At 66.2% G+C, this 12,948-nt stretch carries 7 protein-coding genes; 3 read left to right on the top strand and 4 right to left on the bottom strand.

Annotated elements, in window-relative coordinates:
• Positions 1–73 precede the first annotated feature (73 nt).
• From dcd to AB0H22_RS06330, 3 genes are all read left to right on the top strand, one after another.
• Positions 74–643: a dCTP deaminase gene (gene dcd, locus AB0H22_RS06340; RefSeq protein ID WP_180749160.1), complete on the top strand. Its 570-nt coding sequence runs from the start codon at positions 74–76 to the stop codon at positions 641–643.
• Positions 644–756: 113 nt separating this feature from the next.
• Complete coding sequence (locus tag AB0H22_RS06335; RefSeq protein ID WP_358145527.1) at positions 757–2,523, top strand: hypothetical protein; 1,767 nt, start codon at positions 757–759, stop codon at positions 2,521–2,523.
• Positions 2,524–2,631: 108 nt separating this feature from the next.
• Positions 2,632–3,972: a UDP-glucose/GDP-mannose dehydrogenase family protein gene (locus tag AB0H22_RS06330; protein WP_358145525.1), complete on the top strand. Its 1,341-nt coding sequence runs from the start codon at positions 2,632–2,634 to the stop codon at positions 3,970–3,972.
• Positions 3,973–3,990: 18 nt separating this feature from the next.
• On the opposite strand, the gene AB0H22_RS06325 is transcribed toward AB0H22_RS06330, so the two are convergent.
• The 4 genes from AB0H22_RS06325 to AB0H22_RS06310 form a co-directional block, all read right to left on the bottom strand.
• Positions 3,991–5,301, bottom strand: coding sequence for a pyridoxal phosphate-dependent aminotransferase (locus AB0H22_RS06325; protein ID WP_358146105.1), 1,311 nt, complete (start codon positions 5,299–5,301; stop codon positions 3,991–3,993).
• A gap of 7 nt (positions 5,302–5,308) precedes the next feature.
• On the bottom strand, positions 5,309–8,362 hold the full coding sequence (locus tag AB0H22_RS06320) for a (Fe-S)-binding protein (RefSeq protein ID WP_358145523.1): 3,054 nt from the start codon (positions 8,360–8,362) through the stop codon (positions 5,309–5,311).
• A 157-nt stretch (positions 8,363–8,519) separates the two neighbouring features.
• Positions 8,520–10,958: an isoniazid response ATPase/transcriptional regulator IniR gene (gene iniR / locus AB0H22_RS06315; protein WP_358145521.1), complete on the bottom strand. Its 2,439-nt coding sequence runs from the start codon at positions 10,956–10,958 to the stop codon at positions 8,520–8,522.
• 68 nt (positions 10,959–11,026) lie between these two features.
• Entirely contained in the window at positions 11,027–12,877 is a 1,851-nt protein-coding gene (locus AB0H22_RS06310; protein WP_358145519.1) for an Hsp70 family protein, read from the bottom strand.
• Positions 12,878–12,948: the final 71 nt, after the last annotated feature.

The raw sequence follows: 12,948 nt of genomic DNA, 5'->3' as shown, positions 1-12,948 counted from the left end.
CGGGCATCGGTCCCGCTCGACGCCACCCGGCCCGAGCCGCTTCGCACAAGCGGCTCATCGGTACGCTCGCCGGGTGCTGCTATCCGATCGCGATATCCGTGCCGAGCTTGACGCCGGACGCCTCGGCATCGACCCGTTCGACGCCACCCTCATCCAGCCGTCGAGCATCGACGTGCGACTCGACAGCCTGTTCCGGGTGTTCAACAACACCCGTTACACGCATATCGACCCCAAAGAACGCCAGGACGAGCTGACCAGTCTGGTCGAGCCGGGCGAGGGGGAGTCGTTCGTGCTGCATCCCGGCGAATTCGTGCTCGGATCCACGCTGGAGATCTGCTCGCTACCCGATGACCTCGCGGGAAGGCTGGAAGGAAAGTCCTCGCTGGGACGTCTGGGCCTGCTGACCCACTCCACCGCGGGATTCATCGACCCCGGTTTCTCCGGACACATCACCCTGGAGCTTTCGAACGTCGCCAACCTGCCGATCACGCTGTGGCCGGGCATGAAAATCGGGCAACTCTGTCTGCTGCGCCTGACGTCTCCGGCCGAACATCCGTACGGCAGTGCGGGGGTAGGGTCGAAGTACCAGGGGCAGCGCGGTCCGACCCCGTCGCGCTCCTACCAGAACTTCATCAACCCCTAGCCGGGGTAACGCGTCAGCCGGCATGGCCGATACACAATCGGCGGCAATTTGAACTTTTTGGTGGCCCTGACGCGTTGATCGTGTGACGGTCGATTGGTAGCGGAGGATCTGACGTGGACGTCGTACTTGGTGTCTCGATGACACCGACGACTGCCCGGCTGGTGCTCGTCGAGGGCGCGGGTGCAGACGGCAGAATCGTCGACACCGACACCATCATCGTCTCCGAGGGCGAAGGTAGCGCCAGCGACCAGGTGCTTTCCGCGATAGTGGGCACCCGCGACGGCATGATCGACGGGGGGCATCAGCTGATCTCCACCGGTGTGGTGTGGAGCGATCACGCCGAGGCCGCCGCGCTACGTGACTCCCTGGCCAGCCGCGGGATCGACGGTGTCGAGTTCTTCTCCGCACTGCATGCCGGAGGTGCACTCGCCAAGGCCGCCAGCAATGTCACCGGATACGAGAAGTCGGCGCTGCTGGTCATCGAACCGGAGAACGCGACCCTCGCCGTGGTCGACTCCGCCGATGGATCGATCGTCGGTCTGGCCAGCGAGCCGCTCATCGCCGGGGTCACCCCCGGGGTCCTGGCAAGCCTGGTGAATCCGCTCAAGGGCCACGAGAACGCACCCGACGGGGTGTTCTTGCTGGGCCTGGGCACCGACGTCTCCGATCTCACCGATCCGTTGGGAGAAGCGATCTCCCTTCCGGTGAACTCCCCGGACCAGCCCGAACTGGCCTTGGCCCGCGGCGCCGCGCTGGCGTCGGCACAGGAACCGGATTTCGAGGCCAGTACCGCGCTTTTGGGACAGGCCTACTCGCTGGAGGGGCCGACGGGGTCGGGCTTTGTGCACCCCGGAGCAAGCACAGTGGTCACCGAAAGTGCCGGTGGGTTCGGGGACGCGAAGACCGAGCTGCGCGAACTCGAGGACTTCGATGACCAACCGGCCGAGCGTAAACCGTTCCTGCTGGTCGGTGCGCCGCTGCTGCTGGTTTTCGGCATCTGCTCGATAGCGCTTGCCGTCTCGTTGACGGTGACGGTGCGCTCCACGGTGGACCAGGGACCGTCCTCGCCGGACCGAGCCGTCGTCCAGAACCCGGTGCAGAACGCCCTACCGCCCGAGGCGCCCAAGCAACCCCCACCGGCACCCGTCGAGGTGCCCGCACCCGCCCCCGTACAGCAGGTGGTGGCGCCGGCTCCGCAACACAACCCCGCGCCTGCGGCAGTCAAGCCCGCCGCCCCCGTCCAGCCCGCTCCGCAGGCACCCGCGCCCGCGCCGGAGGCGCCACCACCACCGCCGGCGGCACCAGCCCCGGAGGAGCCCGTGCCGGTCGCACCGCCGCCCGCCATCGTGCCGGTGCCGATTCCGTTGTTCCCGCCGGTCTGGGAACAGCCGAGGCGCCAGGAGAATCCGTGGTGGCCGCCGCCGCGCACCCGGCCGACCTACGCACCGCCCACCTACACCCCGACGTGGTCGCCTCCCACTCAGACGTGGACCCCGCCGACACAGACGCAGCAGCCACCCATCATTTCGATTCCTGGCCTGCCACCCATCGGGGGCGGCGATTCCGATAACGGTTCCTCGGGAGGCTCCCGCGGCGGCTCGCGCGGAGGCTCCGACAGCAGCTCCGGTCGTGGTGGCTGGGGTGACAACGACTCCGGCAGCAGCCGCGGGGGCTGGGGAGACAGCGGGTCCTCCCGCGGCGGCTCTGACAGCGGTTCTCGTGGTGGTTCCGACAGCGGTTCCTCGCGGGGCGGCCGGGGCGATAGCGGCGGGTCACGGGGCGGTTGGGGCGATAGTGGTGGCTCGCACGGGGGCGGTTCCGGCAGCGGATCCAGTGGTGGATCGAACTCGGGATTCCCCTGGCCGTTTGGCGGGCGTTAATATCCGCTAAATCCTGAATTCACTGTGCTTTTCGCCGTACATCCGGCGTTAGGACACCGATGGTGCGGCGTATCCAGGTTGCTAACCCTGTAGGCCTATATAGACAGTATGAGATGCACCGTTTTTGGAACCGGGTACCTCGGAGCCACCCATGCCGCCTGCATGGCCGAGCTTGGCCACGAGGTGCTTGGCATTGACATCGACCCGGGCAAGGTCGCCAAACTCTCGGGCGGCGACATCCCCTTCTACGAGCCGGGTCTGCGAAAGATACTGCAGAGCAACATCGCAGCCGGTCGGCTGCGCTTCACCACGAGCTACGCCGAGGCCGCCGAATTCGCCGATGTGCACTTCCTGGGTGTCGGTACGCCCCAGAAGAAGGGTGAATACGGGGCGGATCTGAGCCACGTCCACTCGGTGATCGACACCCTGGTCCCGCTGCTGACCCGGACGGCGGTCATCATCGGTAAGTCGACGGTCCCTGTCGGCACCGCGCGCGAATTAAGCCAGCGGGCAGACGGATTCGCGGCCGAAGGCGTGGACGTCGAGATCGCTTGGAACCCGGAGTTTCTCCGCGAGGGCTACGCCGTCAAGGACACCCTGCACCCGGACCGCATCGTGCTGGGCGTGCAGCGGGATTCCGATCGCGCCGAGAAGCTTGTCCGCGAGCTGTACGGGCCGATCCTCGACGAGGAAGTCCCGTTCATCGTCACAGACCTGGAAACCGCCGAACTGGTGAAGGTTTCGGCCAATGCCTTCCTGGCCACCAAGATCTCGTTCATCAACGCCATCTCCGAGGTATGCGAGGCGGTGGGCGCCGACGTGACCACGCTGGCCGACGCGCTCGGGCACGACCCGCGCATCGGTCGCCGATTTCTCAACGCAGGCTTGGGTTTCGGCGGGGGATGCCTGCCCAAGGACATTCGGGCATTCATGGCGCGCGCCGGCGAGCTGGGCGCCAGCCACGCCCTGACCTTCCTGCGCGAGGTCGACAGCATCAACATGCGGCGGCGCACCCGGATGGTGGAGCTCGCCACCAAGGCGTGCGGCGGATCGCTGCTCGGCGCCAATATCGCGGTGCTGGGTGCGGCGTTCAAGCCGGAGTCCGATGACGTCCGCGACTCTCCAGCGCTGAATGTTGCGGGCCTCCTGCAGCTCAACGGTGCGGCGGTCAACGTCTACGACCCGAAGGCGCTGGAGAACTCCCGGCGGCTCTTCCCGACGTTGAACTACGCCACCTCTGCGCTGGAGGCCGCTGACCGTGCCGATGCCGTCCTGCTGCTGACCGAATGGCAGGAGTTCGTCGATATCGATCCCGATGAGCTGGCCAAGGTGGTGCGCACCAAAGTGATTGTGGACGGCCGCAATTGCCTGGATAACGCCAAATGGGTAAATGCCAGATGGCGAGTGTTCTGCCTGGGTAAGCGTGTGGACGAGCTGACGCACGCCTGACGTAGTGCGCCGGGGACGCTACTGGCGATAGCTCACCAGGAAGTTGCCCAACCGCTCGATGGCGACCGCGAGGTCACGTGCCCACGGCAACGTGACGATCCGAAGATGATCGGGCTCAGGCCAATTGAAGCCCGTGCCCTGCGTCAGCAGGATCTTCTCGTTCAACAGCAGATCGAGCACCAGCTGGTCGTCATCGTGGATCTCGTGCACCTCGGGGTCGAGCCGCGGGAATGCATAGAGCGCACCCTTCGGCTTGACGCAGGAGACCCCGGGAATCTCATTGAGCTTCGTCCAGGCCACATCGCGCTGTTCCAGGAGACGGCCACCGGGCAGCACCAGGTCGTCGATGCTCTGATGCCCACCGAGGGCCACCTGAATCGCGTGCTGGGCAGGCACATTTGGACACAAGCGCATATTGGCCAGCAGGTTGACGCCCTCCAGCAGGCTGGCCGCGTGGTCCTTGGGACCGGTGATGGCCAGCCACGCGGACCGGTAGCCCGCCACCCGGTATGCCTTGGACAGGCCGTTGAAGGTGAAGCACAACAGATCCGGGGCCAGTGATGCGACGCTGAGGTGCTCGGCATCGTCGTAGAGGATCTTGTCGTAGATCTCGTCGGCCAAGAGCAGCAGCTGATGCTTGCGTGCCAGATCGACCATCCGGGTGAGGATTTCGCGGGTGTACACCGCGCCGGTTGGGTTGTTCGGGTTGATGATGACGAGAGCCTTGGTGCGTTCGGTGATCTTGGATTCCAGATCCTCGAGATCCGGCATCCAGCCGTTGGTCTCGTCGCACATGTAATGCACCGCGGTGCCGCCCGCGAGTGAGGTCGCGGCCGTCCACAGCGGGTAGTCGGGTGCCGGGATGAGCACCTGATCGCCGTTGTCCAGCAGCGCCTGGGTGGTCATGGTGATGAGCTCGGACACTCCATTGCCCAGGAAGACGTCGTCGACATCCAGATAGGGGAACCCGTCGACCAGCTCGTAGCGGGTGACCACTGCGCGCCGCGCGGGGAGGATGCCCTTGGAATCGGAGTACCCCTGTGCGTACGGGAGGGCCTGGATGATGTCGCGCATGATGACATCGGGCGCTTCGAAACCGAACGGTGCTGGGTTGCCGATGTTGAGCTTGAGGATGCGGTGCCCCTCGGCCTCCAGCCGGGCGGCGTGAGCGTGTACCGGACCCCTGATCTCGTACAGGACGTCTTGCAGCTTGGTGGACTGCGCAAAGACCCGCTGTTGCTGTCTCGGCGAGATGCCGGGTACGCGCGAAGGCACGCCCGTCGGCAGGTTATCGGTACTCACGGTCCCAATGGTCGCAGAGCTGTCCAGCCAATATCTAATTTCGACGGCCTGGGCGGCGTGCCCCTGGAGCCACACCAAGTCCCTTGACCGGCGGCTCCGGCTGGGGTTCGGGAGCAGGCGCCTCTTCCTTGGCTGCGGGCTCGGTGGTTTCCGATGCAGTAGCCGGCTGCTCAGGTTCGGGAGCAGGAGCGGCAGCCGGGGCGGGAGCGGCCGCGGCAGGAGCTGCCTTCTTGGCTCCGGGACGCCTGGCACCCGCGGCAATGCCGAGGCCTGTCACCGGTGGCTCCGGAGTCGCCGGTGGTTCGGGTGCCGCAGGAGCGGCCGGCGCCGCTGCCTCGGGTTCGGGCGCCGCGGCGGGAGCCGATTCAGCGGGCGCTGTCGGGGCTGCCTTCTTGGCTCCGGGGCGTTTGGCTCCGGTGGCCATGCCGAGTCCCTTGACGGGCGGCACGGGTGCGGCTGGAGCCTCGGACGTCGGCTCGGCTGCCGCGGTCGATTCGGCAGGTGCCGCCGGAGCTGCTTTCTTGGCTCCGGGGCGTTTGGCTCCGGTGGCCATGCCGAGTCCCTTGACAGGTGGCGCGGGTGCCGCGGGTGCGGCCTCTGTGGCGGGTGTCGCTGTAGTTGCCTCGGCAGCGGGTGCCGCCTTCTTGGCTCCGGGACGCTTGGCCCCGGTGGCCAATCCCAGGCCCTTGACCGGTGCGGCGGGGGCCTCGGCGGCTGGTGCTGTGCTGGCGGCAGGAGCCGAGGCTTTCTTGGCTCCGGGACGTTTGGCCCCGGTCGCCATCCCCAGGCCCGATACGGGTTTTGCGTCAGCTGTACCGGTTTCGGGTGCGGCTGCCTCGACGGTCTCTTCCGCCGGTGTTTCCACCTCGGCCGCAACGGGTTCGGGTTCTGCGACCTTGGTTGCCGCGGATGCGGCCGCGGCAGCTGCAGCAGTTCCCTTGGCGGGCAATGCCTTCCGAACTTCCTCGGTGCGGCCCACGGATTCGAGCAGCAGCTGTGCGACGTCCACGACCTCCACGGCACCGGAATCGTCGCGCGCGGTCACACCGTCGGTCAGCATCACTCGGCAGAACGGGCAGCCCGTCGCAATCTTGGAAGCCGGGGTGGCCAGGGCCTCGTCAACACGATCGATGTTGATGCGTTTACCGAGCTGCTCTTCCATCCACATGCGGGCGCCGCCGGCACCACAGCACATGGAACGCTCTCCATGCCTTGGCATTTCGGTCAAGGCGGCGCCGGAAGCGCCGATCAGCTCACGCGGTGCGCTGTACACCTTGTTGTGGCGGCCCAGGTAGCACGGGTCGTGGTAGGTGACATCTTGTGAGACTGGAGCAACGGGGACCAATTTCTTGTCGCGTACCAGCCGGTTCAACAGCTGCGTGTGGTGCACCACCTGGTAGTCGCCGCCGACCTGCGGGTACTCATTGCCGAGCGCGTTGAAGCAGTGCGCGCAGGTCACCACGATCTTGCGCTGCTTCTGCTCGACACCCTCGAACACCGAATTGAGCAGCTCGATGTTCTGCATGGCCAGCTGTTGGAACAGGAACTCGTTACCGGCGCGGCGGGCGGAATCACCCGTGCAGGTCTCATCGGCGCCGAGCACCAGGAACTTCGTCCCGGCGAGGGCCAGCAGCTCGGCGACGGCCTTGGTGGTCTTCTTGGCGCGGTCCTCGTAGGCACCCGCGCAGCCCACCCAGAACAGGTACTCGTAATCGGCGAAGCTATCGACGTCCTGGCCGAATACCGGGACGTCGAAGTCGATTTCGTCGATCCAGTTGAGGCGGTCCTTGGCGTTCTGACCCCAGGGGTTGCCCTTGTTCTCCAGGTTCTTGAACAGGCCCGCAAGCTCGCTGGGGAATTCCGATTCGATGAGCACCTGGTAGCGGCGCATATCGATGATGTGGTCGACGTGCTCGATATCGACGGGGCACTGCTCGACGCAGGCACCACAGGTGGTGCAGCTCCACAGCACCTCGTGGTCGATAACAGCACCTTCGCCGCCCACCAGCGGCCGCGTGCCCTCTGCGATCTCGGCCTCGGAAAGTTTCGCGAGCTTGGCTTCATCTCCACCGGCCAGCAGGTATGGCGCCTTGGCATACGTGTGGTCACGCAGCGAGGTGATCAGCAGCTTCGGGGACAGTGGCTTACCGGTGTTCCAGGCGGGGCACTGGCTCTGGCAGCGGCCGCACTCGGTACAGGTCGTGAGGTCCAGCAGGTCCTTCCAGCTGAAGTCCTCGACCTTGCCCGCGCCGAACGCGTCGACATCGGGATCGGCGTTCTCCATTTCCAGCACCTTGCCGCCGGACATCATCGGCTTGGCCGCGCCCAGCGCGACGCCACCATCGGCCTCACGCTTGAAATAGATGTTGAAGAACGCCGCGAAGCGGTGCCACGCCACGCCCCATACCAGGTTGCGCCCGACCAGCAGCAGGAACAGCCCGCCGAAGAACATCACGGATAGTGATAGCGCCGACACCAGCAGCGGGCTTTCCGGCAGCAGCTTGGCCACCTGCGAGCTGACCGGGTCCGAGTACGGGTTGCTGTGGTGGTAGGTCGCGATCTTGCTGGATTTCACCAGCAGCATGCCGAGGCCCTCGCTGAGCACGACCATCTCGATCGTGTACGCGGCGATGAAGTTGGAGCCGCCGAAGCGCGACAGCCGCTCGGGCTTGCGAGGGTGGTTGAGCTGCCGGATCACGATCATGGTGGTGATACCGACGATGGTGCCGACGCCGAGGAACTCGATCCAGAGCTCCCAGGCGAAGGAGGCGCCGAAGAAGGGCCAGTGAAACTCGGGATTGAACGTCTGTCCGTAGGACTCGAAGTAGTGCAGGAAGCCGCCGAGGAAGCCGACCATCACCAGCCAGTGGGCCCAGCCGACGGTGCGGAACTTGTTCATCCGCGTATGCGCGACGACTTCGACGATGACCGTCTTGACGCGCGGGAGGACCGGGCGCCACCTGGTGCCGTCGGGCTGCCCGGAGAGGATGACGCGGAGCATCTTGACGACGCCGCTACCGAACGAGCTCCATGCAGCCAGGCTGTAGATAACGCCGATAATTCCGAGAATGATCGTCGCGGTGCTCACGGTGGTGCTGACCTCCCGGTCCCGAGAAGTTACTCGTCAGTAACAAGTGTAATGTTACTCGTCGGTAACTTATGTCCGATGCCAGGTCATCGTCGCATTGAAGGAGTCGAAAGTCCTATTCAGGCTTACCTAACCCGCCCGACACGCTGAACTTTGATCAGTTCGAGTTCACGATCGTGCGCAGCATCGAGAACATGTCAGAGCGTGATTCGGCACCGAGGCGTCGCCTGATACGTGCCACGTGATGCTCGACCGTCTTAGCCGAAATGAACAGTTGCGCACCGATATCGCGATACGGAAGCCCTCGCAGGAGCAGCTCGGCGACCTCACGCTCGCGATCGGAAAGACGTATCGACGAGCCGCTTGCGCGAAGAGGATCAAGCCCGGACGCCGGGGAATCGGGGGCTGAGGACGGCTGGATTGTCCCGTCGCGGCTGTCGGTCGTAGCCGATGGCGCTCGTAGATCACGGGCCAGTGCAAGCATCGCGGCAGCGACCTTCGGGTCGTTCGCGTGCAGCGCGGCCTGGCTGGCCAGCCGGGTGGCATCCCAGCCCAGACCGGTATCTGCCAGCATCCGTGCGGCGCTGTCCACCTCCGCCCCATCCACCTGATTGGCGAGCACGCGCAGCCAGGTGCGCCCGGCCGTTGCCAGGGTGCGCGCATAGGTGCTGGACCCGGCGGCCGCAGCAAGCGCCTGCCCGTGTGGGGCGAGGTTCTCCGGTGAATTGGTCAGGATCGCGGCATGCACGCCAGCCCACCGCAGTGGCGCGGACCACGCGATCGGATCGCCGAGATGCGCCAAAACAGAGAAGGCGCGGTCGACGTGATGCGCCATGGCGTCCAGGGTGCGCAACCGCGCAGCTGCCACCCACAGTTCGCCGACCGGCAGCAGTGTGTAGAGGTCGATCGAATACGCAGACAAGGCATCCATGGAGGCTTGCCAGTGCTGACGAAGCGGACCGGTATCCCCGTGACGCCGCGCGATGCCGGTTCGCAACGACTCGGAGAACAGCCTGTCGCGGCGGGAGAGCTCCGCGTCAGTCCCGGGTAGCCACTGAGTGGCACCGGTCAGATCGCCGGACAGCATGGCGATCCAGGCCACGAGCAGCCGGTGCCGCACACCGAACGCGTCATGCGGCCGATCGGTGCGGACCGCGTCGGTGAGAATGCTGCGGGCCCGTGCCACCTCGCCACCGTGCAGCATGGTCAACGCCGCGAGAGCGACGGTGCTGTCGGGGGTGAAGGACGATGTGGATGGCTGTTGTGTGACCGCTTGCCCCAGCAGAGACAGTGCTTCCTGGCTACGGCCCTCAACGGACGCGATGACCCCCAGTGCGGCATTCCGTGTGGCCGTGGCGGATGTTGTCGGCGGAGCTCCTGTGTTGTCTTCCAAGGATTTTCGCGCACGTGCCAGCTGGCCGGTGCCGACGAAAATCGGCGCCGCGGACAGGGCTGTCAGGCCGTCCATATCGGAACCCAGCCAGTCGTACAACGCCGCCGCCTGGCCGGAGTCGCCGTTGTGGCATGCGATGGCGGCCGCGATGCGGACGGCTGCGGCGCGATGTCCCGGGTCGGTGGAGGTGAGCACCTCATCCAACTGCGCGGCGGCAGCGGCCAGGTCACCCGAACGAGCCAGGGATTCGGCCAGTGGCACTCTGAGCGGGCCCGGCTCGGCACCTGCGGACAGGGCGGCCTGGTACAGGTCGGACGCGCCGAGGGGATCGGATTCAGCTGCCGCCCATTCCGATAGCAGCCTGGCGATCTCCGGATCACGCAGTCCGTGCGCGACCAGGGCCAGGGCCAAATCGATGGACACCGAACCGATGTCGAGCTGTGTGCGCAGTAGCGATCGTTCAAGATCGAGGTGCCGCGCCGCTCCGAGCAGTCGTGCGGCGCAGCCGTGCACCCTTGCCGCGAAAGCGATCTGACCGGGGCTGGGAATCAGTCCACTCGCCAGCGCCTCGTCGAGCAGGTCTTCGGCATCGGAAAGGGCAAGCGCCACAGCAATATCGGAGGCACCGATGCCGGCGTCCAAGGACATCAGCAGCACAGCGGCCTGGGCGAGCGGGGAGAGGCGACGCAGCTGCTCGTCGATGCGGGAATCGATCGCGCGTAGCGCCGACCCAAGCGGATCCACCTCGCCGAGATGGTCGATGGCCGCCGCCGCAAGGGCCGGCACACCGCCGGTGGCGGAGGCGATTTCATCCGAAAGGACAGATGACCGAGGTGAAAGCCGGGCGATATCGCCCGCGTTGACAGGGTGAAGGGCGATTGACGGGGATTCGCGTTCCAAGGTCTGGAAGAGGGCGCGAAGGGCGGGATTGCGTCGAGGTGACGCCGCCACCACGACGATCGCGGCCGGATCGTTCTCCACGACTCCGCGCAGAGTATCGAGCTGGCGATCGGTCAAGGACTCCGCGTCGTCGATGACGAACGGACCGGCATTTCCGCTCGGCACGGTCTCGGGGACATGGTTTACCGGAGGTGTGCCGGCGGTGCTCAACGCGTCCCGAACCCGGGTCAACACGGACGTCTTGCCGCTACCTGCCGTCCCGGTGATAAGGACCTTCACGGCACCGCCCGCAGACAGCGCCATGGTGATAGTCGTTATCGCCGAGGCGATTCCATCGAATGTCCCGGAGAGCCCGTTGTCGCGAGGGGTGTTCAGTTGGCTGGACCGATCGGGATCGGCGGCAACCCCGGGATCGTGATCGCCGGACGCGATATGGATGTGGAGACGGGCTGCGTCGTCGTGGTCGGCGGCGTAGTTGTCGTCGGCGGGGTAGTGGTGGTGGTCGGGGGTGTCGTAGTCGTGGTGGTGGTCGTTGTCGTTGTGGTGGTCGTAGTTGTGGTGGTGGTCGGGGGTGTCGTTGTCGTTGTGGTGGTCGTCGGTGGCGGTGGCGGCGGCGGTGGTGGTGGCGCGACCGACTGCGAAACGGTATGTGTCTGTGGCGGCGGCGGGGGTTCCGGCGACGGAGGTGGCGGCGGCTCGGACGGAGCATCGCCCGTGCTCGGCACCACGCTGACACTAGGTGTCGTCGGGGCCGGGGCCGGCGATTCGCTGCTGGTCAGCGACACCATCATTCCGGTGAAGGCGATACCGGCCACGGCGGCCGCCGCGATGAACCACACCAGCGGTCGGCGATACCACGGCAGCGGTGGGTAGTCGTCGTAATCGTCATCGGCCTCATACGGTGCGTGGCCAAACTGAAGCTCGGGGCGCGCGGTGGTCGGCTCGGCGGGGCCATGGAACTCGTTGTCGAGGTCGACGGCGTATCCGGTGCTGTACGGGCTCTGGTAACCCGTTTCTTGTAGCGGTGACAGATCGGGAGCCGAATCATCTTGAGACCACGCTAATTCCGGCTCGTCACTCGCGGCCGCCGCCACCGGAGCGGCAAAGGTTCCGGTACCGGTTGGTGCCGGGCGCATCATGGTGGCATCGCTCTGCGGTTGCTCAACCGGCCGCATCGCTGTGGCGTCCTGAGGCGGCAGATCCGGCCGGGTGGCAAGCAGGGCCACTCCGCGCGCCGCCGCGAGCTGCGGCTGGGGGGCGGTGATGACGGGTACCCGCATCCGCTCGGAAAGCTGTTGGGTGACAAGCGGAATGCTGGCACCGCCGCCCACCGAGGCGACGGCGACGATGTTCGCCGGGTGAATTCCGTTGCGCTCCACGGTGTCCTGTATCGCGCTGATCAGGTTGGACAGCGGGCCACGTAGGTGGTCCTCAAGCTCGGCGCGAGTGAGCCGGACATCTGTGGTGATGCCGGGCAGTTCCACCGGCACCGAGGTCGCGGTCTCGCCGGAGAGCCGCTCCTTGGCCAAACGGCACTGATCACGCAGCCGCGTCAGTGCGCCCATCGACGTAGTGCCCTCGGGGTCCTGGTTCAGGTCGGTAAGCACCTGAGTCAGCAGCATCTGGTCGACCTGCTGGCCGGAGAACTCGACAGATCGGACGGTCTGCCCGATCTGCTGGAATCCGCGTGCCGCATCGGCGAGGGTGATGCTGCTGCCTGAACCGCCGAGATCGCACACCACCACAACGCCGCGGTCTGGCACTCCCGGCCCTGCCGCTAGTGACTCCAGGGCGGCGCGCGCATCCGGGATCAGCTTCAGCTGCCTGCCGCCCGGAGCGAGGGCTGGAACGCGGTCGATCGCGTCACGGAGCGTGCTGACGGTCTGAGGGCTCCAGTGAGCGGGGATAGAGGCGGACAGCACGGGAGGCGCGGTGAAGTCGGCACCGGCGGCGGCGTCGGCGATCAGCACACGCATAGCCTCGGTGAGTGCCCATTCGGCCCGGTGGACCGATCCGTCCGCCGCGACGATCCCCACGGGGTCGCCGACCCTGCCGACGAAACCGGTGAGCGTCAACCCCGGATGACTGGGGACACCCACCTCGGGCGGACCGTCCTCGTGGAGGGTGAGAATCGAACTCCGGACGACGGGTTGGCTCTGTGGGTCGTCGGGTGTCGCGACCAGTTGAGTGGCGCCGATCGACAGTCCCAGTGCGTTGGCCATACCTATCCGTTCGTTCTGCGGTGCTGTGATGTTTCACCCCGCGGCCCAACAGTAGGGGATGACGCCCGTCA

It is taken from the genome of Mycobacterium sp. NPDC050853 (genome assembly GCF_040653875.1).
In the GTDB taxonomy this organism is placed as follows: Bacteria; Actinomycetota; Actinomycetes; order Mycobacteriales; family Mycobacteriaceae; genus Mycobacterium.
This window is presented reverse-complemented; position numbering and strand designations above follow the sequence as displayed.